We start from the raw sequence: 24,844 nt of genomic DNA on the forward strand, positions 1-24,844 counted from the left end.
TTGGCTTTGCAAGCTGCTGCGAATATCCCGATATTCCTGCGGCTTGCTGCGGAATACGCGGATACCGGCCAAGGAATTCAACTCCGTTTCAAAAACGGGAGGGGCTGTCGTGAGCTCTATGCGGGGGGAATTGGTTGCCGCGCTCGTCGCCGGCACGGTCTTGCTGATCGGGGCCGCGGCACCGGCGGGGGCGCAAGATTTCCTGAGGTTCGGGCCGGTCGGCGAGGGGCCCGCCCAATACAACGCCGGCTACGACCGCAGCTTCATCCGGGAATGGCAGGCGAACCCACCCAAGGGATATCCGACGCTATCGAAGGCGAACCTTGCGCCGACCAAAGCCGCCATAGCCCGTTACGAGGAGATCGTCGCCACCGGCGGCTTTCCGTTGGTTCCCGAGGTGGAACTCGAGCCGGGAGCGACAGACCCCGCGGTTGCTGTGCTGCGTCGTCGACTGATGCGATCCGGCGATCTCACCGGAGATTCGAGCTACCCCGATCACTTTGGCAGCGATCTCGATACAGCGGTGAAGCGCTTTCAGGCGTCGAATGGTCTGGCGCCGACAGGCATCGTCGACAAGCGCACCATCGCGGCGCTCAACGTGCCATCCGAGGTGCGGCTGACGCAGCTCAAGACGAACCTCACCCGCCTGACCGACCTCGCGAAGATCGTCGGCAAGCGCTACGTGCTGGTGAACATCCCTGCCGCGCAGGTGGAGGCGGTTGAGACCAACGCGGTCGTCTCGCGCCACTCTGGCGTCGTCGGCAAGCCCGATCGTCCGACGCCGCTGCTGCGCTCGACCATCACCGACCTGGCTTTCAATCCGATGTGGACGCTGCCGCCGACGGTGATCAAGGAGGATCTCATCCCCAAGGGCCGGGATATGCAGCAGAAGGGCGAGAGCGTGCTCGTGAAGTTCGGGATCGACGCCTACGAGGGCGGCAAGAAAGTCGCCCCCGAGTCGATCGACTGGGCAAGCGGGCGCCCGACGCAACTCTCCTACCGGCAGGCCCCGGGAAAGGACAACCCACTCGGCTTCCTAAAGATCAACTTCGCCAACTCGAGCTCCGTCTATATGCACGACAGCCCGAAGGAGTCCCTGTTCGGGCGTAATTTCCGAGCGGCCAGCTCGGGATGTGTGCGCGTGCAAAATATCGAGCAGCTGGCGGCGTGGCTGCTGACTGGACAAGGAACCGCCGAGCAGGTCGAGCACTTAAAGGAGAGCGGGCAAACGAAGACGGTGCGCTTGCGCAAGCCCGTGACGCTTTATTTCGCGTACGTTACGGCGTGGGCGACGCCGGATGGTGTCATTCAATTCCGGCCCGACGTTTACTTAAAGGATGGGGTCGGCGAGATAGCCGCAGCGTACTAGTTGTCGCGCCGCACGGTTGACCCGCATCAAGGCCACCAGCACGAACATCGCGGAAATTCTCGCGCGAGCCTTGATGATCGGCGCGACAATAGACACGTTGCTCGTCAAGGCCTGCCGGGCAATGATAAGGAAAATGACAAGCAAAAAGGGCCTAGGGGAGTGAAAGTCGGCTGATGGATTATGCAACGAAGTTCAGGGATGCGCTCGATGCCGTGCATCGTGAAGGGCGGTATCGGGTCTTCGCCGATCTGAAGCGTCGGCGCGGTGCGTATCCCTCGGCCGAGCACTTCAACAATTCCGAGCCGGCGCGCCCCATCACCGTCTGGTGCTCGAACGACTACCTGGGCATGGGGCAGCACCCTGCCGTCATTGCCGCCATGCACGAGGCGATCGACACGGTCGGTGCCGGTTCCGGCGGCACGCGCAACATCTCCGGCACCACGCACTATCACGTCGAGCTCGAGGCGGAGCTTGCCGACCTGCATGGCAAGGAAGCGGCGCTGCTGTTCACCTCCGCCTACGTCGCCAACGATTCGACCCTCTCGACGCTGACGAAACTGCTGCCGGGCCTCGTCATCTTCTCGGACGAGAAGAACCACGCCTCGATGATCGAGGGCATTCGCCACGGCGGCGGCCCGAAGCGCATCTGGCGCCACAACGACATCGAGCACCTCGAGGCGCTACTCAAGGAGTACGACCGCACCACGCCGAAGCTCATCGCCTTCGAGAGCGTCTACTCCATGGACGGGCACATTGCCCCCATCGGCGCCATCTGCGACCTCGCCGAGAAATACGGCGCGCTGACCTACCTCGATGAGGTGCACGCGGTCGGCCTCTACGGCCCGCGCGGCGGCGGCATTGCCGAGCGTGACGGCGTCATGGGCCGCATCGACATCATCAACGGGACGCTGGCCAAGGGCTTCGGCGTCATGGGCGGCTACATCGCGGCCTCCCGCGACTGCTGCGACGCCATTCGCTCGTACGCGGCCGGCTTCATCTTCACCACCTCGCTGGCGCCGACGCTGGCCGCCGGCGCCGTCGCCAGCATCCGCCATTTGAAGTCGAGCGGCATCGAGCGGGCGCAGCTTCAAGAGCGGGCGGCCGATGTGAAGGGGCGCCTCAGTGCCGCCGGGCTGCCCGTGATGACCTCGCTGAGCCATATCGTGCCGGTGACCATCGGCGACCCGGTGCACTGCAAGGCGGTGACCGATGCCCTGCTCGAGCACTACGCGATCTACGTTCAGCCGATCAACTATCCGACGGTGCCGCGCGGCACCGAACGGATCCGGCTGACGCCTTCGCCAGTGCACACGCCGGCGCAGATCGATCACCTCGTGGCGGCGCTGACCGAGCTGTGGGAGGCTTGCCCGGTGTCCAAGGGCGAGTACGTGCGGCTAGCGGCGGAATAGGGCCCGCTGCGCTTCCGCGCACCCCGCAAAAATCGCTAGTTGGAAACCCCAATAAGCTGTACGGGTTGAGCCCGGCGCGGCGCGCTCCTACTATGGTCGAACTCCTGCCGACCACCCCGCGCGCTCGAGGAACCCCATTCACCTACCCGCGAACCAAGGACAAAGACCTATGTTTAACGCGAAGGCCGAGCCCGTCTCGAAGAGCGGATTTTTCACCGCCAGCATTGCCGACGGCGATCCAGAGGTCGCGGATGCGATCAAGAAGGAACTGGGCCGGCAGCAGTACGAAATCGAGCTGATCGCCTCCGAGAACATCGTCTCCAAGGCGGTGCTGGAAGCGGCCGGCAGCGTGCTCACCAACAAGTATGCCGAGGGCTACCCTGGGCGCCGCTACTACGGCGGATGTCAGTACGTCGACATCGTCGAGCAGCTGGCCATAGACCGCGCCAAGAAGCTGTTCGGCTGCGGTTTCGCCAACGTGCAGCCGAACTCGGGCAGCCAGGCGAACCAGGGCGTGTTCAACGCGCTCGCCACGCCGGGCGACACCATCCTCGGCCTCAGCCTCGCCGCCGGCGGTCACTTGACGCACGGCTCGCCGGTCAACCAGTCGGGCAAGTGGTTCAAGCCGGTGTCGTACATGGTGCGCCCCGACACCCACCGCATCGACATGGACGAGGTTTATAAGCTCGCGCTCGAGCATCGCCCGCGCATCATCATCGCCGGCGGCTCGGCCTATCCGCGCCACATCGAGTTCGCCGACTTCCGCGCCATCGCCAACGAGGTGGGCGCATTCCTCATGGTCGACATGGCCCACTTCGCCGGTCTCGTCGCCGGCGGCCAGCACCCGAGCCCCTTCCCGCATGCCCACGTCGTCACCACGACGACGCACAAGACGTTGCGCGGCCCGCGCGGCGGCATGATTCTCACCAACGACGAGGAGATCGCCAAGAAGATCAACTCGGCGATCTTCCCGGGTATCCAGGGCGGCCCGCTGATGCACATCATCGCCGCCAAGGCGGTGGCCTTCGGCGAGGCGCTGCGCCCCGACTTCAAGGTCTACGCCAAGAACGTCATCGAGAATGCCAAGGCGATGGGCGAGGTGCTGGTCAACTCAGGCTTCGCGCTGGTTTCTGGCGGCACCGACACGCACCTGATCCTGCTCGACCTGCGCCCGAAGAAGCTGACCGGCAACATCTCCGAGAAGGCGATGGGGCGTGCGCACATTACCTGCAACAAGAACGGCGTGCCGTTCGATCCGGAGAAGCCGATGGTCACCTCCGGCGTGCGCCTCGGTGCTCCCGCCGGCACCACGCGCGGCTTCGGCGTCGCCGAGTTCCAGGAGATCGGCCGCATGATCGCCGAGGTGCTCGACGGCCTCGCCAAGAACGGCGAAGCCGGCAACGGCGCCGTGGAGGAGAAGGTGAAGGCGCAGGCCATCGACCTGTGCAAGCGCTTCCCGATCTACTCCTGATCGACAGTTACCAACATGGCGCGGCGCGCTTGGGATATCCTGTGCGCGCCGCGTTGCCTCTGCGGTCTCCTAGCAGCTAATAATCATCCACCGCGCTCGGCTGCTCGAGCCAGCCGGCGGAGGAAAGCCTAAATGCGCTGCCCCTACTGCGCCGGCGAAAACACGCAAGTGAAGGACAGCCGCCCCACCGAGGAGAACGCGGCCATCCGCCGGCGGCGCATCTGCCCCGATTGCGGGGGGCGCTTCACCACCTTCGAGCGGGTGCAATTGCGCGAGTTGCTGGTCGTCAAGCGTTCGGGCCGCAAGGTGCCCTTCGATCGCGACAAGCTTATGCGGTCCGTAAACGTCGCCCTCCGCAAGCGCCCCATCGACCCCGAGCGCGTCGAGCGCATGGTGTCGGGGCTTGTGCGCCAGCTGGAGAGCGCCGGCGAAAGCGAGGTCGCCTCCTCGACTATCGGCGGCCTCGTGATGGAGGCACTGCGCGGCCTCGATCCTGTCGCCTACGTTCGCTTTGCTTCCGTCTACCGCGATTTCCGCGAGGCAGCCGACTTCCACGAGGTGCTCGGCGAGATTGCCGCCGAGCCGGTCGGCGCGCATGAAGCGCCGCATATCGCCTTCGAGAGCTCCGTTGTGGAGACGGCGCCGCTCAAGAAGCATTGAGCGCGATGGGTCCCGCGGAGCGCGCCGGCTTCGACGCCCACATGATGCAGATCGCGCTCAGTCTCGCCGCGCGCGGGCTCGGCCGCACGGCTCCCAATCCGGCCGTCGGCGCGGTGATCGCGGACGAGCGGACCGGCGAGATCATCGCGCGCGGCTGGACGGCGCCGGGTGGGCGTCCGCATGCCGAGACGGAGGCTATCGCGCGCGCCGGGGCGCGGGCGCGCGGCGCCACCATGTATGTGACGCTCGAGCCGTGCTCCCATCACGGGGTGACGCCGCCGTGTGCCGACGCCATCCTGAATGCGGGCCTCGCGCGCGTCGTCTGCGCCATCGAGGATCCCGACCCGCGCGTCGCCGGGCGCGGGCTCGCCCGCTTGCGGCAGTCGGGGATCGAAGTCGAACGCGGGCTGCTGCTCGAGCCAGCCCACTGGGTCGCCGCCGGGCACATCCTGCGCGTCACCGAGCGCCGCCCGTTGATGACCGCCAAGCTGGCGCTCGACGCCGCGGGCGAGGTGCCGCGCGGCCGTCGGGGCCAGCCGACGTGGGGCACGAGCGAGGCGTCACGGGCACTGGGGCACCTGATGCGTGCCCGCTCGGATGCGATATTGGTGGGCAGGCGCACGGTGCTCGACGATGATCCGCTGCTCACCTGTCGCCTGCCGGGACTCGCAGCACGCTCGCCGGTGCGGATCGTGTTGGCGCGCGATCCCGAGGGACTCGAACTGTCGCGGCTGGTGCAGACGGCGAGCCAACACCCGCTGTGGGTCGTCTGTGGCGAAGGCATCGACGTCGCTGCACTCGCCGCCAAAGGCGTGGAAGTGGTGTCGGCGCCGCTGGTTGGCGGCGAGCTATGGCTGCCGGCGGTGATGGAAAGGCTCGTTGCCCGCGGGATCACGCGGCTGCTGCTCGAAGGTGGCCCCACAACCTGGACCGCCTTCTCGCGCGCTAGCCTCATCGACGAGATTGTGCTGTTCCATGCACGCGGTAGCGACGGCGCCGAGCTATCACCGCCCGCGGCGCTCAAGGCGATCGGCCGCTACGTGTCGACGAGTGGCTTCGACATTTACGATCGGCGAACCGTCGGCGGAGACGATATGCTGGCACTGCGCCGGCACTGGCACCGCGGCAACCGCGGACAAACCGAAGGCAAGTGAAGGCAGCGAGGAAGCCAAGCCATGTTCACCGGCATCGTCTCAGACATCGGCGAGGTTATCGCGCACGACAATGGTCGCTTCAGCATCCGCGCCCGCTACCCGGCATCGGAGCTGGAGGTCGGCGGATCGATGGCCTGCGACGGCTGCTGCCTGACGATGACGTCGGTGCGTGCCGAGGCGAGCGGGAGCATCTTCACCGTCGACGTCTCGAACGAGACTCGCGGCAAGACGACCCTCGGCGAGTGGCAGCCTGGCCGCAAGGTCAACCTTGAGCGCTCGCTGCGCCTGGGCCAGGAGTTGGGTGGGCATCTTGTCACCGGCCACGTCGACGGCCTTGCCCGCATCGTCGAGATCGTGCCGGACGGGGAAAGCCGCCGCTTCTCCCTCGAGGTACCTGAGCACCTGGCACCCTATATCGCTCCCAAAGGCTCGGTTGCGCTCGATGGCGTGTCGCTGACCGTGAACGAGGTGAGCGATACCCGCTTCGGCGTCAACGTCATCCCACACACCTTGACGGTGACGACCTGGGGCGCGAAAACCCCCGGGCAATCCGTCAACCTCGAGGTTGACCTGTTTGCGCGCTACATCGCGCGGCTCCTGGAGTTTCGACCGTGACGCACGACGTTGGCCAACACGCCATCTCGGAAGGCCGCGGCTGTCTATCCTCGATCCCCGAGATCTTGGAGGATATGCGCAACGGCCGCATGGTCGTGCTCGTCGATGCCGAGGAACGCGAGAACGAGGGCGACCTCGTCATCCCTGCGCAGATGGCGACGCCGGATGCCATCAACTTCATGGCACGCTATGGGCGCGGGCTCATCTGTCTCACGCTTACCTGCGCGCGCGCCAAGGAGTTGCAGCTCGAGGCGATGGTCGGCCGCAACCGCTCGCGCAACCGCACCGCATTCACGCAGTCGATCGAGGCGCGCGAAGGAATCTCTACCGGCATCTCCGCTGCCGATCGCGCGCGCACCATCGCCACGGCTATCGACGCCACCAAAGGCGCCTCTGACATCGTCTCGCCCGGGCACGTGTTCCCGCTGGTGGCGCGCGAGGGTGGCGTGTTGATCCGCGCCGGGCACACGGAGGCCTCCGTCGATCTGGCGCGTCTCGCCGGGCTCTATCCGGCAGCAGTGATCTGCGAGATCATGAACGACGACGGCACCATGGCGCGCATGCCCGATCTCGTTGCCTTTGCGCAGCGGCACGGGTTGAAGATTGGCGCCATCGAGGATCTCATTGCCTACCGGCTGCGCAACGATCACCTCGTGCGCGCCATCGCCAAGACGCGCGTCAATACAGCCGCCGCCGGCCAGCTCGATCTGCACGTCTACGAGACGACGGTCGAGCCGGGCGAGCACCTTGCGCTCGTCAAGGGCGATCTGTCCGCCCCTGGACCGGTGCTGGTACGTGTGCACGCGGTCAGTCTGCTCGGTGATCTTCTGGGAGTCGGCGAGGCCGGCGAGGGGATGCAGATCGCCAATTCGCTGCGCATGATCGAGAAGGAAGGGCGCGGCGTCGTCGTGTTGATCCGCGATCTGCGCCCCAAGTTGGTGTCCGAGTGGATTGCGGGCCGCGTCCAGCCGAAGAAGCCAGCCGAGGGCGCGCGCGAGCGGCGGCAAGTCGAAATCGGCGTCGGCTCGCAGATTCTCACCGACCTCGGTGTACGCGATATGGTGCTACTGACGAATTCGCCGGCACACGTCTATGTCGGCCTCGAAGGCTTTGGATTGCGCATCGTCGGCACGCGCAGGATCGAGTGAGTCATGGTCGTTAAAGCTGATCCTCCGGTGCGCGGTGTGGGCAGGTCCCCGAGGGGCGAGATGCGCGCGCGGGTGCTCATCATCGAAGGGCGCTTTTATGAGAAGATTTCCGACGCGCTCCTTGCTGGCGCGGTCGCGGCACTCGAGGCGCAGGGCGTCGCCTACGAGCGCATGTCGGTTCCAGGAGCGCTGGAGATCCCGCAGGTTCTGGCGCAGGCGGTCGCTGCCGGTCTCGTTCCGCGCCGCGCCGAGATCGGCAAGTTCGACGGCGCCATTGCGCTGGGCTGCGTCATTCGCGGCCAGACCTCGCACTACGACATCGTGTGCAACAACGCCAATCACTGGCTGATGGAGGTCGCCGTCCGGCATGCCGTGCCGCTGGGCAACGGCATCCTCACGGTCGACACCGAGGCGCAGGCGCTGGCGCGGGCGCGCGGCGGCGCCGACGGAAAGGGCGGCGATGCGGCGCGCGCCTGCCTGCGGCTGATCGAGCTTCAACGCGCGTTCGAGGGGCAGAGCGCATGACCACCGCCAGCAAAGCCACGCCAACGCCCGGCAAGATCGCGCTGCCGCCGCGCACAGCGGCGCGCGTCGCCACCGTGCAGGGCCTCTACCAGATGGACCTTGCTGGCACCGACCTCAACGCCGTGATCGACGAGTTCGTGCGCCTGCGCTTTCCGCGTGCGCCGGGCGACGAGGCGGCGGCCGGTGCAGATCCGGCCTTCTTCGCCGAGCTTTTGCGCGGGGTTGTGCGCCGCCAGCGCGACATCGATCCGCTGGTCGATCAGCAGCTCGCCGAGGGCTGGCGCCTGGTGCGCATCGATGCCATCGTGCGTGCCATTCTGCGCGCCGGCGTTTTCGAGCTCATGGAGCGCCCCGACGTGCCGAGCCGCGTCGTCATCAACGAGTATATCAACGTCGCGCATTCGTTCTTCTCCGAGGACGAGCCGAAGGTGGTCAACGGCGTGCTCGACAAGCTGGCGCGCCAGCTGCGCGCCGCCGAGTTCAACCGTGATGCCACGCGATCCAAATGAGGCGCCACCGCGCGAGCGCGAGATCGGCGGCGAAGAGGCGCTGATCGCCGAATACTGGGCGCCTTTGGCGGCAGATTTTCCCGGCGCCCTGGGCCTCAAGGACGATTGCGCGGTCATTGCCACGCCGGCGGGGGCCGAGCTCATCGTGACGACGGACGCGCTCATCGCCGGTGTGCACGTCTTGCCCGGCGAGGATCCGTGCGCCATTGCCTGGAAGGCGCTGGCGGTCAACATCTCTGATCTAGTCGCCAAGGGTGCGACGCCGCTCGCCTACCTGATGAGCGTCGCGTTGCCGGATGCGCCGGAGCGGGCCTGGTTGGCAAGCTTCGCCGCGGGCCTCGCCGCCGCGCAGCAGGCATTCGGCTGCCGGCTCGCCGGCGGTGACACCGACCGCACGCCGGGACCGCTCAGTGTCTCGATCACAGCCTTCGGCACCGTTCCCAAGGGACGCATGGTGCTGCGCACGACGGCGCAACCCGGCGATCGCGTCTATGTCACCGGGTGCATCGGCGATGCCGCGCTGGGGCTGGCGCTGCGTCGTGACCCCGAGTTGCGCGCCCGCTGCAAGCTCGACGCTGCAGCCCGTCGCGATCTCGATGCCCACTTCTCGCGACCACATCCCCCGGTCGCGCTCGTGCCGGCTCTCGGCGCGTGCGCCTCGGCGGCGATGGACATCTCGGACGGACTGATGAAGGACTTCGATCGCCTTTGTCGCGCCTCCGGTGTCGGTGGGCACATCGAGGCGCCTCATGTACCGCTCTCCGAACCAGCGCGAGCGATCATCGCGGCCGGCGGTGCCACACTTGCCGACTTGATGAGTGGCGGCGAGGACTACGAGGTGCTGGCCTGCGTGCCGCCCGCACGGGCCGGCGAGTTCGAACGCCTGGCAGATAAGGCCGGCACACGTGTGACGTGCATCGGCACCATCGCGGCGGCCGCTGCCGGCGTTGTCGCGACGGATCGGGCCGGTCAAGCCGTTGTCTTCGGCAAGGCGGGCTGGGATCACTTTTCGCGATCATGATGGGATTTGAATGGGCGCGTGCGTGCGACCAAATCGGCATCACCGCGGGGGCTTGCCAGGCGGGACAATTTAACAACATCCAGGCGTCTTGGTTTGGCCATATCCTGACGGCTATTGAGGCGTTGGCGATGGGGCCAGAGGGGCGCGACCGCATACGATGGTTGCGGTCAATGATGGTGGCACATCGAGCGGAATCGGGACGGTTTCATGCTGGCATATCGCGCGCCTGCGCGGCTTTTGGGTTCGCACCTCGCCACGCGCGGGGCAGGATCTCGCGGCCTGGCCATGCGTGCTCTCGTCGGCATTCTCGGCGTCTTGCTGCTTGGCGCCCCCGCACAGGCGCAGGCGGCGCAAGCGAATTGGTGGGAGAGCCTCACCGGCTCCGGCACGCCCGATTACTCCGGCCATCGCGAGGAGGAGCGTGAGCGCCAGCGCGCTGCACGCCAGTCCGAGCCGCTCGACGATCTGCGGCCCGACGCCATGCCGATGCGCTCCGACGAGATGATCACGGCCATGGAGGCCGCCATCGCGCGTTATCAGGATATCGCGCAGCAGGGCGGTTGGCCGTTGGTGCCTCCGGGGCGCATGATGCGCGAAGGCGAGGACGACGAGCGCGTCCCCATCCTACGCCGGCGGCTGATTGCCAGCGGCGATCTGAGGTCGCGCGGGCAATACTACAATTCCTACACCTTCGACGAGGAGCTGGCGGCGGCCGTCCGTCACTTCCAGCGCCGCAACGGCCTGCGCCCCACGGGTCGCGTCGAGCGCTCTACCTACCCGGCGTTGAACATGACGGTTGAGGAGCGCCTCAATCAGCTGCGCATCAATCTCGGGCGCATCCGCGAGCTGATGACGACGCCAGCCGAGGAGCGTTATGTGCTGGTCAACATCCCGGCCTTTCAGCTCGAAGCGGTGCAGAAGTACGAGGTGCAGCAGCGCCACCGCGTCATCGTCGGCCGTACCGAGCGCCAGTCACCTTCGGTGAAGGCGACCATTCGCGCTCTTAACTTTTTCCCGTACTGGCGCGTGCCCGACAGCGTCGCCCACCTCGACCTCATCCCGCGGCTCATGAAGGAGCCGGACTACCTGCAGAACGAAAAGATCCGCGTGCTCGACCCGGCCGGCGTCACGGAGATCGATCCGCAGACCGTCGATTGGGGCTCTGCCGAGGCGAAGCGCTTCAAGTTCCGGCAGGACCCTGGACCGCAGAATGCCCTCGGTCTCGTGCGCATCGACATGCCCAACGAGCATACCGTTTACATGCACGACACGCCGATGAAGCCGCTGTTCGCGCAGCGCTCGCGCGCCTTCAGCGCCGGCTGCGTGCGCGTCGAGGGCGTGTTCGACCTCGTCGACTGGATCGCCCACCAGGAGCCCGGCTGGGGCGAGCCTGGACGGGCCCGACAGATCGTCGAGCAAGGGCAGGCGGTGGACGTCAACCTGACGCGTCCGGTCCCCGTCTACTTCGTCTACATCACCGCCTGGGCCGAGCGCGACGGCGAGGTCGAGTTCCGCCCCGACATCTACGGTCGCGACGGCTCCGTCGACCAGATTGCCGAGATGGACCGCGATCCGAACGAGCCGGCGCCGGCGGTGACGCTCGCCCCCTGAGGCGGATTCTCGCTTCGGCCATACTATGATGAGGCTCGCGCCCCTATATTGTTGGCGAGGGCCAATCTCATCGTCGGGGCTTGCTCGTGGGCTGGTCGATCAGACTATTTTCGTGGGGCGGCACCGCCGTCCGCATGCACATTACCTTCCTGCTGCTGCTGGCCTGGATCGCCGCCGTGCAATGGTCGCGCGGAGGGGCGCAGGAAGCGCTGTCGGGGGTGCTGTTCATTCTCGTGCTGTTCGGCTGCGTGCTGCTGCACGAGTTTGGGCACATCTGGGCGGCGCGGCGCTACGGCATTCGCACGCCGGACGTGACGCTGCTTCCGATCGGCGGTGTCGCCGCCCTGGAGCGGATGCCGGAGAAGCCATCGCAGGAAATCGTCGTGGCGCTGGCCGGCCCGGCGGTCAATCTCGTCATCGCGGTCGTGCTCATCGCCGCGCTCGGCTTGCGCTTTGACCCGGCGCAGATGTCGCTCGACGCTCTGCAGCAGACATTCCTGGCGCAGGTCGCCATCGCCAACGTGGTGCTGCTCGTCTTCAATCTCATTCCTGCCTTCCCCATGGACGGAGGCCGCGTGCTGCGGGCTCTGCTCGCGATGCGGCTCGGCTATGCGCGTGGCACCAAGGTGGCCGCCGGCATCGGGCAGATCCTCGCCGTCGGCTTCGCCTTCCTCGGCTTCATGGGCAATCCGATACTGGTGCTCATTGCCGTCTTCATCTTCCTGGCTGCGGCGGGCGAGGCGGGCATGGTGGAGGCGCGCGAGCTGACGCGTGGTCACCCTGTCACCGAGGGCATGATCACCGCCTTCGAGCCACTCGGCGTGACGGCCACCGCCGACGATGCGGCGGCGCTGCTCTTGCGCACGACGCAGCAGGAGTTTCCCGTGCTCGACGGCGCCGGGCGGCTGCGCGGGGTGGTGACACGCAAGGCCATCATCGAAGCGCTGCGCGAGGGCAGTGGGGCGAAGCCAGCACTGGAAATCATGGAAGCCGACGTGCCGGCTGTGCCGGCGAGCGAAGATCTCGCCGCGGCGGCGAGCTTGTTGCGCCGCTCGCGTGCGGGCTTCGTCGGCGTCGTTGATAGGTCGGGGCGTCTCATCGGCTACCTGACGCCGGAAAACCTGAGCGAGCTGATGATGATCGGGGCTTCGCGCGATAAGAGCGGGACAGGCTGGCTCGGCGGGTAGGATATGCGCGCGGGCCGCGGGGCATGGAGGGCCTGGCTTTGATCCAATCTATCGTCACTGGACTTCCTTGGTTCTCGGCCTCGGCTGCGGACTGATCGCGGGCCTCTACTTCGCTTTCTCGACCTTCATCATAACGGCGCTCGGCCGTATCGACCGGACGTCCGGCATTGCGGCCATGAACGCAATCAATGCCGCCATCCTGAGGTCACTGTTCATGCCGCTCTTCCTGGGAACGATCCTGGCCAGCCTCGTGCTGTCCGTCATTGCTCTCCTTCGCTGGGGCGAGCCTGGTGCGGCGGCGATGTTGAGCGGAGGCGGCATCTATTTCGTCGGCATGTTCCTGGTGACGATGATCTTCAACGTGCCGCTCAACAACACGCTCGCCGCGGTGCCCCCGGCAAGCGCCGAAGGTGCGCAAGCATGGGCGCGCTACCTGAAACACTGGACTCTCTGGAACCACGTGCGCACAATTGCCTCCACGGCAGCCTGTGCGCTCTTTGTCGCCGCCTTCGCATCGGAGGCGGTCTGATGGCATCGATACGTCGGGAGGAAATCGTTCAGGTTTCGGCCGAGCACGCCTGGGCCATGCTACGCGATGTCGGCAGGCCCCATCGGGTCTTCGCCGGCGTGCTGGTTGACGGCAGCATCGACGGGGACGTCCGTACCGTCACCTTCGCCAATGGCATGATCGTGCGCGAGCGCATCGTCGACATCGACGAGGAGATGCGGCGCGTGCCTATACGGTCATCGACGGCGTGTTCGAACACCATTCGGCATCGATGCAGATCATTCCCGAAGACGCCGGGTGCTGCCGGTTCGTGTGGATCAGCGACTTTCTTCCGAACGAGCGGATGCAGCTGGTGGCACCGCTCGTCGAGGCAGGCTCGCGCGCGTTGGTTCGCAACCTCGAGGCAGATTCGAATGCCGACGGTGGCGGCGCTGCTTCGCGCTGATCGAGGGGGCGGGACCTGCGCGACAACAACGAAGGATGGCTCCGCGGGTAGGATTCGAACCTACGACCAACCGGTTAACAGCCGGTGGCTCTACCACTGAGCTACCGCGGAATAGCCTAGCCTTTGAGGCGTCGCGCCTCTTAGCAGAAAGCGCCGGAGCGGGCCAGCGCCTTGCGTCGGGGGAGGCATCCCCTTGAGGGCGGCCCCTGCAGTCTCACAATCGCACATTTTAATCAAGGGGTTCGCCGCGGCGCGATGGCGTGCTTTGAGCCCTGCGAGACCAAGCCCTACTGCGTCCCGTCCATGGCGCCGCGATTTGACGCTGCTCGGAACAGGGCCCTTCATCCGCTCGGACGCAGTGGCGTACCGGTGTATCGATCGCACCAGATGTTGCCCCGATTGGGCCACTTCTGTGCCAAGCCTTCCTGCAGCAGGATGCGGCTGACATCGCGCCACTTACGGCCATTGTCGCGTCCCGTATGGCCGTCGATGAGGCATGTCCGCCGCTCAAGCACGGAGCACAGCGCGACGGGGCCGTCGCGGCTCTCCCGGGTGGGCTCGGTGAAGCGGTCCCAGGCGGCAACGGCGACGAACCCGAGGCAGGCGAGAGCCACGCCGATGAGGAGGCGTTCGCGCGCGCTGAGCCGGCTGCGCCGCCGGCGACGACGCCCGCGTCCGCGGCGCGGCCAAGTCGTGCCGTCGGCCGGAGCCAAAGGGCCGCTTTTCGTAGCGTCCGCCATGGGCGGAGCTAGGACGCCAAAGCCCTAACAGAGCTTTCGCGCCTGCCGCGGCATTGTTCGCACGACCGCTAGGGCGCTGCCTGGATTGCTTATATCCGTTTGGGATCTATGGAGGCCACGCCCGGAATCGAACCGGGGTGCGCGGATTTGCAGTCCGCTGCGTCACCACTCCGCCACGTGGCCATTCCGCCCGGCGACGCCGAAGCCTGAAGGGAATGCGCCGTGTATCATACCGATGGGAGCCTGCAAAGTATGCGTATGGGGCCGCAAAGCCAGATCGGGCCCCCCGAGACCGCGCGCCCCGTCGCGCTCCGCCGCGCGCTCGGCTAGACTTCACCGGATACGTCGAATGGGGAGGGAATGATGGTCGACGCCGCCACGCAGCGCCTGAATATGGTCGAGAGCCAGGTCATGACTAGCGACGTGACCGATCGGCGCATCCTGCGGGCCATGCGCGAGGTCCCGCGCGAGCGGTTCGTGCCGGGGCCGATGACCGCGCTCGCCTATATGGACGAGGCCGTACCCGTCACGCCGCCGGGGCCGGGCCGCCGTTGGCTGCTTGCCCCGCGCGTAGAGGCAAAGCTCCTGCAGCTTGCCGACATCGGTGCCGACGATTGCGTATTGGACGTCGGCACCAGCACGGGCTATTCGGCCGCGATTCTCGCTACTATGGCGCGCAACGTGGTCGCGCTCGAATGCAACGACAAGCTCGCCGCGGACGCGCGCCGCAACCTCGCCGACCTCGGCAATGTCAGGGTGGTGACGGGTGAATTGGCCGCTGGGTGTGCCAGCAAAGCGCCCTTCGATGCCATCGTGCTGCAAGGCGCGATTTCCGCCCCGCCCGAGGCGCTGTTCGATCAGTTGAAGGACGGCGGCAGGCTCGTCGCCATCGTGATGGAGGACGGCTTGGGCAAGGCGACGCTCTGGCGGCGACTCGGACGCTCAGTGGATGCATGGGCTGCGTTCGACGCGACGGCGCCGCAACTGCCCGGCTTCATGCAAATACCTGTATTCGTGTTGTAAGCTGCGATGAGATAGAGCGGTCGGCCGCGTTCTCAGGCAGCAATTCAAGCGCGATTTCGTAGGCTTGCGCGCGTACGCTGCGGCGGCGTGCCGCGAGCCGGTGTGGGATTGGCGCCACGCCATCCCAGGCCTTTTCCACCAACGCTCCCCAAGCACTACACAAATCGGCGACCAGCCCCCAGACTCACCGGACCCGCGATTCCGAAAAGGGGAAATCGGGGAAGGCCCGCGTGCGTGTGTGGCTGAGGGGATGTAATGCGGACGGCCGGTAAGAATAAAATTCAACAACAATGGAATGACCACTTGGGTCTGTCGTCGGCACGTCGATCGAACCGTTCGCCTGGCGCATGGCCTGCGTGCGGGTTGCTGGCGCTGTGCCTTGCCTTGGCGGGAGCTATGCCCGTCGCTGCGGAAACGCTGCAGGATGCTCTCTCGGCCGCCTACGGTTATAACCCGCGCCTTGACGCGCAGCGTGCCTTCCAGCGTGCCACCGACGAAGACGTGGCGCGTGCCATGTCGGGCTACCGGCCGACCGTCACCGGCAACGCCGACATCGGCATCGAGCGCAGCGACGTGCGTCCGTCCTCGATCCTCGACGGCGTGACCAAGCCGCGCGGCTACGGCGTGCAGGCCGTACAGCCGCTGTTTCGTGGCTTTCGCACCTACAATGCCGTGAACGAGGCGGAGGCGAACGTCCGCGCCGAGCGCGAGGTGCTGCGCGACGTGGAGCGCAGCGTGCTGCTGCAGGCGGTCACCGCCTACATGGACGTTGTCCGCGACCAGGAGCTCGTCCGCCTCAACGAGAACAACGTCAACGTCTTGTCGCGCGAGCTGAAGGCGGCGCAGGACCGCTTCGCCGTCGGCGAGGTGACGCGCACCGACGTGGCACAGGCGGAAGCGCGCCGCGCCGACGCGGTGTCGCGTCTCGATGCTGCACGCGCCAACCTGCGCACCAGCCGCGGCAGCTATCAGCTCGTCATCGGCCATCCGCCGAGCAATCTTTCCTGGCCCGGCACGCCGGACAACTTTCTGCCGCAGCAGCTGCAGGAGGCGATTGGCATCAGCAACAATGAGGATCCGCTGGTTGTTGCGGCACTGTTCCGCGAGCAGGCGGCCAAGTACACCGTCGAGCGTATCCGCGGCGAGCTGCTGCCGACGATCCAGTTGGAGGCGACCTACAACGATAGGTTCGATACCTCGAAGCTGACGACGGAGGCCGAGACGGGCTCGATTGTCGGTCGCGCGACGATCCCGATCTACGAGGCCGGCGACGTCTATGCGCGCGTGCGTCAGGCCAAGCAGAACCACATCGGAATTCTGCAACAGATCGAGCAGGTGCGCACCGAGCAGACGCAGAGCCTCGTCGCCGCTTGGTCGCAGCTCGAAGCCGCGCGCGCGCAGCTCGAATCCGACCGCGTGGCGGTGGAATCGAACAAGGTGGCGCTGCAAGGCGTGCGTGAGGAGGAGAAGGTCGGCCAGCGCACCCTGCTCGACGTGCTCAATGCCGAGCTCGAGTACCTCAACTCGCAGGTCAACCTGGAGACGACGCGGCGCAATCTCGTCGTCGCCTCCTACGCGGTGATCTCGGCCATGGGCCGACTCGATGCGGCGTGGATCGGTGCCGCCGCCTACGTCTACGACCCGAACGTCCATTACAAGGAAGTGCGCCGCAAGTGGATCGGTCTCAGCATAACCTATGGCGACGGCCGTACCGAGACGTTCGAGGCGCAGCCACAGGCGGTTGACCAGGGCTGGGATCCCGTCCCACCGAAATAAGCTCCTGGGAAAGTGGCGTGGCGCAGCGTCGCGCCACAGAGCTGCCAAGGATGGCAGCTAGCCATTGCTCCGTTAACGTAGCGGCTTGCCGGCCGAGCGCGGGCGTGTACCCGAGGGTGTGCGGGTGGAGTTCCGGCGCCCATAGTTGCGTAGGCTTATTGATAGGGCGGGCACTGCCGTTGTACGACCGGGGAAGCGCTTGAGGCCCGCGAGCGGGCGGTGGCCGATGCGCGTCGTGTAGAGGATTGCGCCGCATGAGTAAGCCGCAGTTGGCCTCCGAGCCCAGCATGGAGGAAATACTCGCTTCCATTCGCAAGATGATCTCCGACGACCGGCCGGGCCCAAGCCCGATGCCGGACCAGATGGGTCGGACGCCCTTTGGCGAGCCAGCGAGATCGTCGGTGTCGGAATTCAGCGGCCGCACGGCCCCTGCCGGCGCAGGTCAAGGTCGCCCCAGCGGGGCGCCGTCGAACTTCAACAGTCTCGCCGATGCCCTGAAGGTCGCGACCGCGCTTTCCGATCAGCGCCGGTCGCTGCAGCAGGAGATCGCGAGCGTGCTCGAGAAGGGCCCGCGCGCCGGCCTCGTCGATCCCATCGCAGAGGCCAGCCAGTCGCGATCCGCGCCGACGCCGGCGCGACCCGACAATGTGCGCGCGCTGCCTGAAGCCGCCGCGCCCTCACGTGACACGAGCGGCCCGCGCCTGCCGAGCTTCCCCGATTGGCGCAACGAGCCGGTGGTGCCGACGAGCGACGACAAGCAAGATTTGTTGTCCTTCGATTTCGGCACCGTCGTTCCGCAGCGCGATGCGCCGGGGGCGAAAGGGGCACCGGCGAGCGGCGACGTGAAGGCTGCGGGCGAGAAGCTCGAGACGAAGGCGGAGCCGCAGTCGGGCGAGGATTCCCGCGTCATCAGCATTCCCTCGCGCACTTCATCGGGCGCGGCCGGCGCCGCGTCGAACGCATCCGGCAGCACCGTCGCGCCCTTCCCGCGCACGGCGCGCGAGACTACAAAGCCCGCCGGCGAGGCCGAGCCGGCGGCTGCCGAGAAGCCGGCGGATAAGCCGACCGGTACGTTGGAGCCGGCGGCCGACTCATCGCCGACGTCCGCGGCAGCGCCATCCAAGATGGACGCTTCCGCGCAGGCCGAGGCGCTGCTCGATGCCGTCGTCGACATGGTGCAGCAGCAGCCGAGCGCGCTGTCGGTCTTCACCTCCGGCGCCTCGTTCATCAGCGGCATCTCCGGCAAGAAGCACAGCGAGCTGGTGGCCGCCGCGGCGGCGGAGAAGGTGGAAGCCGCAAGCGGAACCGGTGCGCCGCCGAAGCTCGATCGCGCCGCCGCCGAATTGCTGCGTCCCATGTTGCGTCAGTGGCTCGCCGACAACATGCCGCGCATCGTCGAGGAGGCGCTGCGCAGCGAGTTGACCGAGCAGACGCAGGGTGGCGACAAGGGGCCCGGTAAGGCCTGACGGCGGCACGACCGTGCGTTAGCTTGCCAGCCGCGCCGCCGTCTGCCGGCGCGCAGGCCCCACCGTTGACAGTGCGGGAACGGAGAGCGTAGGACCGCTGGTCCCGCCTGCCCCCTAGAGATTTCCGCTCTCATGCTCGACAAAATCTATCAGCCCGCCGAGATCGAGCCGCGCATCCGCGCGGAATGGGAGCGCGTCGACGCCTTCAAGGCCGGGCGCCCGGAGCGCCGCAACGCGCAACCCTATTGCATCGTCATCCCGCCGCCGAACGTGACCGGCTCGCTGCATATGGGGCACGCGCTCAACAACACGCTGCAGGACGTGCTCTGCCGCTTCGAGCGCCTGCGCGGCAAGGACGTGCTCTGGCAGCCGGGGACCGATCACGCCGGCATCGCCACGCAGATGGTCGTCGAGCGGCAGATGATGGAGCGGCAGGAGCCGGACCGGCGCGCCATCGGCCGCGAGAAGTTCATCGAGAAGGTGTGGGCCTGGAAGGAAGAGAGCGGCTCGACCATCCTCAACCAGCTAAAGCGCCTCGGCGCCTCCTGCGACTGGAGCCGCGAGCGCTTCACCATGGACGAGGGCCTCTCGAAGGCCGTCGTCAAGGTGTTCGTGGCGCTCTACGAGGCGGGGCTGATCTACAAGGACAAGCGCCTCGTCAACTGGGACCCGAAGTTTCAGACGGCGATCTCCGACCTCGAGGTCGTGCAGGTCGAGGCGCGCGGCACCTTCAACTGGGCTGCGGGCGATCCTGAAAAGCCGTTCGATGCCGAGGCGCTGGCAAAGGCGCTGAAGCACAGTCCGTCTGGCCATATGTATCACTTCCGCTACCCGCTCGCCGCCAAGGTGCCGGGCTACGACAAGGACTATATCGTCGTCGCCACCACGCGCCCCGAGACGATGCTCGGCGACACCGGCGTTGCCGTGCATCCCGACGATGCGCGCTATGCGCCGCTGATCAAGGCGGGCGCCAAAGTGAAGCTGCCGCTGGTCGGGCGCGAGATCCCGATCATCGCCGACGAATATTCCGATCCCGAGAAGGGCACCGGCGCGGTGAAGATCACGCCGGCGCACGACTTCAATGACTTCGAGGTCGGCAAGCGGCACGGGCTCGAGCAGGTCAACGTGCTCGACGATCAGGCGCAGCTCAATGACAACGCCCCCGCTGCCTACCGCGGGCTCGACCGCTTTGTGGCGAGAAAGCGCATCGTCGCCGATCTCAATGCGCTCGGACTGTTGGAAAAGATCGAGCCGACGACGCACACCGTCCCGCATGGCGACCGTTCGAGTGTCGTCATCGAGCCGTGGCTGACCGACCAGTGGTACGTCAACGCCGCCGAGCTGGCCAAGCCCGCCATCGCCATGGTCGAGACCGGCAAGACGGTGTTTGTGCCGAAGAACTGGGAGAAGACCTACTTCGAGTGGATGCGCAACATCCAGCCGTGGTGCATCTCGCGCCAGCTGTGGTGGGGGCACCAGATTCCCGCCTGGTACGGCCCCGACGGCCGCGTGTTCGTCGCCGAGGACGAGGCAAAGGCGCAAACGCACGCGACCAAGCACTACGGCAAGGAAACGACGCTGTGGCGCGACGAGGACGTGCTCGATACGTGGTTCTCGTCGGCCTTGTGGCCGTTCTCGACGCTCGGCTGGCCGGACAAGACGCCGGAGCTTTCCCGCTACTATCCGACCAGCGTGCTCGTCACCGGCTTCGACATCATCTTTTTCTGGGTCGCCCGCATGATGATGATGGGCATGCACTTCATGCAGGAGGTGCCGTTCCGCGACATCTACATTCATGCCCTGGTGCGCGACGAGAAGGGGCAGAAGATGTCGAAGTCGAAGGGCAACGTCATGGACCCGCTCGGCGTCATCGACACTTACGGCGCCGACGCCTTGCGCTTCACGCTCGCCGCCATGGCCGCGCAGGGGCGCGACATCAAGCTGTCGACGCAACGCGTCGAGGGCTATCGCAACTTCGCGACCAAGCTGTGGAACGCGGCGCGCTTTGCCGAAATGAACGAGTGCGTCCGCCGGCGCGGCTTTGATCCGTCGACGGTGAAAGAGCCGGTCAACCGCTGGATTGCCGGGGAGACCGAGCGCGCCGTGCGCGCCGTCACCGATGGCCTCGAGGCCTACAAGTTCAACGAGGCGGCGGGCGCCGTCTACGAGTTCGTGTGGGGTGTAGTCTGCGACTGGTACCTGGAGCTGATCAAGCCCATCCTCGCCGGCGACGACGAAGCCGCCATGATCGAGACGCGCGCCACCGTCGCCTGGACGCTGGATCAGATCCTGAAGCTATTGCACCCGTTCATGCCCTACATCACCGAGGAGCTGTGGGCGCACGCGGTCGAGCACGGCGAGAAGCGCGAAAATCTCCTGGCGCTCAGCCAATGGCCGACGTTCTCCGGCCTCATCGATGCCGAGGTCGACGAGGAGATCGGCTGGGTCGTGCGGCTGATCTCGGAGATCCGTTCGGTGCGCACGGAGATGAACGTGCCGGTCGCCGCCAAGCTGCCGCTGGCGCTGCCCAACGCTTCTCCCGCGCTGCGCGAGCGCGCCAGGCGCCACGAGGAGACGATCAGCCGTCTCGCCCGCCTCGACAGCATCACCTTCCCCAAGGCGACGCCAAAAGGCGCGGCGGTGATTGTCATCGACGATTCCACGGCTGCCCTGCCGCTTGGCGGCGTCATCGATACTGCGGCGGAAACCAAGCGCCTCGGCCGCGAGATCGAGAAGGCGGAAAGCGACCTCGGCAAGATGGACGCCAAGCTTTCCAACCCGCAATTCGTGGCCAAGGCCAAGGAGGAGGCGGTGGAGGAAGCGCGCGAGCGGAAGGCGGAGCTGGAAGGCACCATCCGCCGCCTGAAGGCGGCCATCCGCCGCCTCGAAGCGGTCGGCTGAGCAGATCCCGTCGACTATTGCCGAACGCGGTTAACACTCCGCGGGTACATGTGGCGAACAGGCCACGATTTGGGCGACCACTGCCTCCGTTGAGCCACAATACGGCGCCAGCCTCAGGCTAAGGGAGAGCGAGGGAAGCGCGTGGAAGGCGGCGGCTGAACGTCCACCACGCGAGCTTTTCAAACACAGAGGCCTGGGCAACCTTCGTTCGAATTTGGCGCGACGCCTCGCTGAGGTTGTCGATACTGTCGCTTATCTGGGTGCACGGACAAAAAACAAGTATGGACGCGAAAACGTTCGACAAATCAAAGCTGCCGAGTCGTCACGTGACGGAGGGGCCGTCGCGCGCGCCGCATCGGTCGTACTACTACGCCATGGGCCTCGAAGAGGAGCACATACACCGCCCGTTCGTCGGCGTGGTGTCGTGCTGGAACGAGGCCGCGCCCTGCAACATCGCACTAATGCGACAAGCGCAGGCCGCCAAGCAGGGCGTCGACGAATCCGGCGGCACACCGCGTGAATTTTGCACCATCACGGTGACCGACGGCATCGCCATGGGCCACCAGGGCATGAAGTCCTCGCTCGTCTCGCGCGAGGTGATCGCCGATTCGATCGAGCTCACGATGCGCGGGCACTGCTACGACGCGCTGGTCGGCATCGCCGGCTGCGACAAGTCGCTGCCCGGCATCATGATGGCCATGCTGCGCCTCAACGTGCCGTCCGTATTCATGTACGGCGGCTCGATCCTGCCCGGCAGGTTCAAGGGCCACGACGTGACCGTGGTGGACGTGTTCGAGGGCGTCGGCATGCACTCGGCAGGGCGCATGTCGGACGAGGATCTGCACGAGCTCGAGTGCGTCGCCTGTCCATCCGCCGGCTCGTGCGGCGGCCAGTTCACCGCCAACACCATGGCCTGCGTATCTGAGGCGATCGGCCTCGCGCTGCCGGGCTCTGCCGGCGCGCCGGCGCCGTACGAAAGCCGCGACGCGTATGCCATCGACAGCGGCAAGGCCGTCATGAACCTGCTCGCGCGCGGTATTCGTCCGCGCGACATCGCTACGCGCGAAGCCTTCGAGAACGCTGCCGTCATCGTCGCCGCCACCGGCGGGTCGACGAATGCCGCGCTGCATCTCCCCGCCATGGCGCACGAAGCCGGCATCGACTTCGATTTGTTCGACGTCGCCGCCATCTTCAAACGCACGCCCTACATCGCCGACCTGAAGCCCGGCGGAAAGTACGTGGCCAAGGACGTGTTCGACATCGGCGGCGTGCCGCAGATCCTGAAGGCGCTGCTCGACGGCGGCCTTCTGCACGGCGACTGCCTCACGGCCACGGGTCGCACGATGAAGCAGAACCTCGAGAAGGTGAAGTTCAACACCGATCAGAAGGTCGTCTACCCGGTCTCCAATCCGATCACGCCGACGGGCGGCGTTGTGGGGCTGAGAGGCTCGCTTGCCCCTGACGGCGCCATCGTGAAGGTGGCGGGCCTCAAGAAGCTGCAATTCCGCGGCCCTGCGCGCGTGTTCAACTGCGAGGAGGACGCGTTCGCCGCGGTCGAGGCCGGCCAGTACAACGAAGGCGACGTCATCGTCATTCGCTACGAGGGCCCCAAGGGCGGCCCCGGCATGCGCGAGATGCTGTCGACGACGGCGGCGCTTTATGGCCAGGGCGCGGGCGAGAAGGTCGCGCTGATTACTGACGGCCGTTTCTCCGGCGGCACGCGCGGGTTCTGCATCGGCCATGTCGGACCGGAGGCGGCCGTTGGCGGTCCCATCGGTCTCCTCGAGGACGGCGACATCATCTCCATCGATGCAGTGAAAGGGACGCTCGACGTCGAGCTCGACGAAGCTGAGCTGGCGGCGCGCAGAAAGACTTGGAAGGCACCGGCCAATCCCTACCAGAGCGGCGCACTGCGCAAGTACGCCGATCAGGTCGGGCCGGCATTCAAGGGTGCGGTTACTCATGCTGGCGGCAAAGCGGAAGTGGTCTGCTATGCGGATATTTGATCGGACGGTATGCGTACTAGTAGCCGGGCTCGTAATATGTCTCGGCGCAATCGGCGCTTCGGCAACTGCCGCTAAGTACCGATCGGCTCAGGACGCGCTCGATCAGGGCATCGGTGCCTTCAACGGCGGCTACTACGAGATCGCCATTCCGGCGCTCGAGTACGCAGCCGACGCGCACCTCTTCCTGGCGCCCTACTACCTGGCTCGCATCTACTCCGACAACAACGGCTCGCGCACCGATCACGCCAAGGCTTACGAGCTCTATCTGAAGATCGCCGAGGAGCACACCGACGTCGATCCCGACGATGACCAGCGGGCGCCGTACGTCGCCAAGGCGATGACGCGCATCGCCGGCTATCTCGTCAACGGGCTACCGGAGGTGAACCTCAAGCCCAACCCCAAGATCGCCATGGAGTATCTGCGTGAGGCGGCGCAGTTCTTCCGCGACGAGGATGCGCAGTTCGAGCTGGCCAAGCTCTATCTGCACGGTGACGGCATCGCCAGCGACGTTCCCTACGCCAAGCACTGGCTGTCGGTGCTGAGCCAGAAGGGGCACCCCGGCGCACAGGCGTTCCTCGCCGACCTTCTGTGGCGGGGCAAATACATGCCGGCCGATCCAGTGCGGGCGCTGGCGCTGATCTCGGTCGCCGTCACCAATTCGCCGCCGTATGAGCGCGTGTGGATCGAGGACATCTATCAGAACATCTACTGCGGCGCCGCGCAGGGCATCCGCAAGCAGGCGACCGGTATCGTTGCCGACTGGCGCACACGCTACGGCCGCAAGCCGGACACGCGCGACGACACGGGTTTGGGACCGCTCAACGTGCAGGCGACGCGCACCTGCGGCAATGGCGAGCCCGTCATCTTCGACATGGGCACGGTCGCCGCTGACGACGTGCCGGCCGCCGCCGGTGCAGCACCGCTTCCAGCCGCGCTTCCCAAGCAGCCCGACGCGGGCGGCACCTTCATCAAGGGGTCGGCGGCGAGTGGCTTGCGTGACGTTGGGGCAAGCGCCAGCGCGCCTGCTCCCACGCGCTGATCGAATCCCGGGCAGCGCTTTCCCGAACTTTCTTGCCATCCGATGGCAAGAAAGGTCTGCACACCTGGCAAACAACGGTTAGAGTGGACGCTGTCCGCCAAGGCGGGGCACGCGGCTGCAACGGCGCTTTGCTGAGCAACCGCTGCCCATGACTGTTGCTTGAGCACTGTCGGAATCGCTCATATCCTCGTCCGCAAGAGCAAGATGAAGGGGGCGGCGGGGGTCACGTCCAAGGCGGAGTGAAGCGCACAGCGCGTGTGC

22 protein-coding genes and 2 tRNA genes are annotated in these 24,844 nt (G+C 66.4%); 20 read left to right on the forward strand and 4 right to left on the reverse strand.

The genetic code is table 11. From position 1 onward, the window contains the following. Nucleotides 1-118: 118 nt before the first annotated feature. From F9K20_RS10600 to F9K20_RS10660, 13 genes are all read left to right on the forward strand, one after another. Entirely contained in the window at nt 119-1,369 is a 1,251-nt protein-coding gene (locus tag F9K20_RS10600; protein WP_291001191.1) for a L,D-transpeptidase family protein, read from the forward strand. Nucleotides 1,370-1,542: 173 nt separating this feature from the next. After that, nucleotides 1,543-2,778 (forward strand): 5-aminolevulinate synthase, encoded by a 1,236-nt coding sequence (gene hemA / locus F9K20_RS10605; protein WP_291001039.1) that lies wholly within the window; start codon nt 1,543-1,545, stop codon nt 2,776-2,778. Nucleotides 2,779-2,947: 169 nt separating this feature from the next. Further along, nucleotides 2,948-4,249: a serine hydroxymethyltransferase gene (glyA, locus tag F9K20_RS10610; protein ID WP_291001040.1), complete on the forward strand. Its 1,302-nt coding sequence runs from the start codon at nt 2,948-2,950 to the stop codon at nt 4,247-4,249. Between the two features lie 132 nt (nt 4,250-4,381). Beyond that, complete coding sequence (nrdR, locus tag F9K20_RS10615) at nt 4,382-4,909, forward strand: transcriptional regulator NrdR (RefSeq protein WP_291001042.1); 528 nt, start codon at nt 4,382-4,384, stop codon at nt 4,907-4,909. Nucleotides 4,910-4,914: 5 nt separating this feature from the next. Beyond that, nucleotides 4,915-6,063 carry a bifunctional diaminohydroxyphosphoribosylaminopyrimidine deaminase/5-amino-6-(5-phosphoribosylamino)uracil reductase RibD gene (gene ribD / locus F9K20_RS10620; protein ID WP_291001044.1) on the forward strand — a complete coding sequence of 383 codons (1,149 nt, stop codon included), beginning with the start codon at nt 4,915-4,917 and terminating at the stop codon, nt 6,061-6,063. A gap of 21 nt (nt 6,064-6,084) precedes the next feature. Then, the gene (locus tag F9K20_RS10625) at nt 6,085-6,678 is read left to right on the forward strand and encodes a riboflavin synthase (RefSeq protein ID WP_291001047.1); all 594 of its coding nucleotides are present in this window, start codon (nt 6,085-6,087) and stop codon (nt 6,676-6,678) included. Continuing rightward, complete coding sequence (ribB, locus tag F9K20_RS10630) at nt 6,675-7,826, forward strand: 3,4-dihydroxy-2-butanone-4-phosphate synthase (protein WP_291001049.1); 1,152 nt, start codon at nt 6,675-6,677, stop codon at nt 7,824-7,826. Before F9K20_RS10625 ends, ribB begins: the two co-directional genes overlap by 4 nt. Nucleotides 7,827-7,886: 60 nt before the next feature. Continuing rightward, nucleotides 7,887-8,351: a 6,7-dimethyl-8-ribityllumazine synthase gene (gene ribH / locus F9K20_RS10635; protein ID WP_291001194.1), complete on the forward strand. Its 465-nt coding sequence runs from the start codon at nt 7,887-7,889 to the stop codon at nt 8,349-8,351. Then, entirely contained in the window at nt 8,348-8,860 is a 513-nt protein-coding gene (gene nusB, locus F9K20_RS10640; RefSeq protein WP_291001052.1) for a transcription antitermination factor NusB, read from the forward strand. Before ribH ends, nusB begins: the two co-directional genes overlap by 4 nt. Then, nucleotides 8,841-9,881 (forward strand): thiamine-phosphate kinase, encoded by a 1,041-nt coding sequence (gene thiL / locus F9K20_RS10645; protein ID WP_291001055.1) that lies wholly within the window; start codon nt 8,841-8,843, stop codon nt 9,879-9,881. The genes nusB and thiL overlap by 20 nt, the downstream gene beginning before the upstream one ends. A 207-nt stretch (nt 9,882-10,088) precedes the next feature. Beyond that, a complete protein-coding gene (locus tag F9K20_RS10650) occupies nt 10,089-11,492 on the forward strand; it encodes a L,D-transpeptidase family protein (protein ID WP_291001058.1) in 1,404 nt (467 codons plus the stop codon). Nucleotides 11,493-11,578: 86 nt separating this feature from the next. Further along, nucleotides 11,579-12,679: a site-2 protease family protein gene (locus F9K20_RS10655; protein ID WP_291001061.1), complete on the forward strand. Its 1,101-nt coding sequence runs from the start codon at nt 11,579-11,581 to the stop codon at nt 12,677-12,679. 67 nt (nt 12,680-12,746) lie between these two features. After that, nucleotides 12,747-13,208, forward strand: a complete 462-nt coding sequence (locus tag F9K20_RS10660) for a DUF1772 domain-containing protein (protein ID WP_367115831.1) — start codon at nt 12,747-12,749, stop codon at nt 13,206-13,208. Between the two features lie 28 nt (nt 13,209-13,236). Here the strand turns inward: F9K20_RS10660 and F9K20_RS10665 are convergent, their stop codons facing one another. Then, nucleotides 13,237-13,449 (reverse strand): hypothetical protein, encoded by a 213-nt coding sequence (locus F9K20_RS10665; RefSeq protein WP_291001064.1) that lies wholly within the window; start codon nt 13,447-13,449, stop codon nt 13,237-13,239. 9 nt (nt 13,450-13,458) lie between these two features. Between F9K20_RS10665 and F9K20_RS10670 the strand changes: the two genes are divergently transcribed. Beyond that, nucleotides 13,459-13,632: a hypothetical protein gene (locus tag F9K20_RS10670; protein WP_291001067.1), complete on the forward strand. Its 174-nt coding sequence runs from the start codon at nt 13,459-13,461 to the stop codon at nt 13,630-13,632. 36 nt (nt 13,633-13,668) lie between these two features. On the opposite strand, the gene F9K20_RS10675 is transcribed toward F9K20_RS10670, so the two are convergent. The 3 genes from F9K20_RS10675 to F9K20_RS10685 all read right to left on the reverse strand — a co-directional run bounded on the left by F9K20_RS10675 (nt 13,669) and on the right by F9K20_RS10685 (nt 14,555). Then, nucleotides 13,669-13,743: transfer RNA gene (locus F9K20_RS10675), tRNA-Asn, on the reverse strand. Between the two features lie 230 nt (nt 13,744-13,973). Further along, nucleotides 13,974-14,345, reverse strand: a complete 372-nt coding sequence (locus tag F9K20_RS10680; protein ID WP_291001069.1) for a hypothetical protein — start codon at nt 14,343-14,345, stop codon at nt 13,974-13,976. Nucleotides 14,346-14,481: 136 nt separating this feature from the next. Further along, nucleotides 14,482-14,555, reverse strand: a tRNA-Cys gene (locus F9K20_RS10685). A gap of 177 nt (nt 14,556-14,732) precedes the next feature. On the opposite strand from F9K20_RS10685, the gene F9K20_RS10690 reads away from it, so the two are divergent. From F9K20_RS10690 to F9K20_RS10715, 6 genes are all read left to right on the forward strand, one after another. Continuing rightward, nucleotides 14,733-15,395, forward strand: a complete 663-nt coding sequence (locus F9K20_RS10690; protein ID WP_291001072.1) for a protein-L-isoaspartate O-methyltransferase — start codon at nt 14,733-14,735, stop codon at nt 15,393-15,395. A gap of 396 nt (nt 15,396-15,791) precedes the next feature. Continuing rightward, the gene (locus tag F9K20_RS10695) at nt 15,792-17,171 is read left to right on the forward strand and encodes a TolC family outer membrane protein (protein WP_291001075.1); all 1,380 of its coding nucleotides are present in this window, start codon (nt 15,792-15,794) and stop codon (nt 17,169-17,171) included. Nucleotides 17,172-17,425: 254 nt separating this feature from the next. Then, a complete protein-coding gene (locus F9K20_RS10700; RefSeq protein WP_291001078.1) occupies nt 17,426-18,637 on the forward strand; it encodes a DUF2497 domain-containing protein in 1,212 nt (403 codons plus the stop codon). A 132-nt stretch (nt 18,638-18,769) separates the two neighbouring features. Continuing rightward, nucleotides 18,770-21,538, forward strand: a complete 2,769-nt coding sequence (locus F9K20_RS10705; protein ID WP_291001081.1) for a valine--tRNA ligase — start codon at nt 18,770-18,772, stop codon at nt 21,536-21,538. 281 nt (nt 21,539-21,819) lie between these two features. Further along, a complete protein-coding gene (ilvD, locus tag F9K20_RS10710) occupies nt 21,820-23,544 on the forward strand; it encodes a dihydroxy-acid dehydratase (protein WP_291001084.1) in 1,725 nt (574 codons plus the stop codon). Beyond that, nucleotides 23,531-24,583 (forward strand): tetratricopeptide repeat protein, encoded by a 1,053-nt coding sequence (locus F9K20_RS10715; RefSeq protein WP_291001086.1) that lies wholly within the window; start codon nt 23,531-23,533, stop codon nt 24,581-24,583. The genes ilvD and F9K20_RS10715 overlap by 14 nt, the downstream gene beginning before the upstream one ends. The last annotated feature ends 261 nt before the right edge of the window (nt 24,584-24,844 follow it).

Source organism: Hyphomicrobium sp. (assembly GCF_009026145.1).
Lineage (GTDB): Bacteria > Pseudomonadota > Alphaproteobacteria > Rhizobiales > Hyphomicrobiaceae > Hyphomicrobium_A.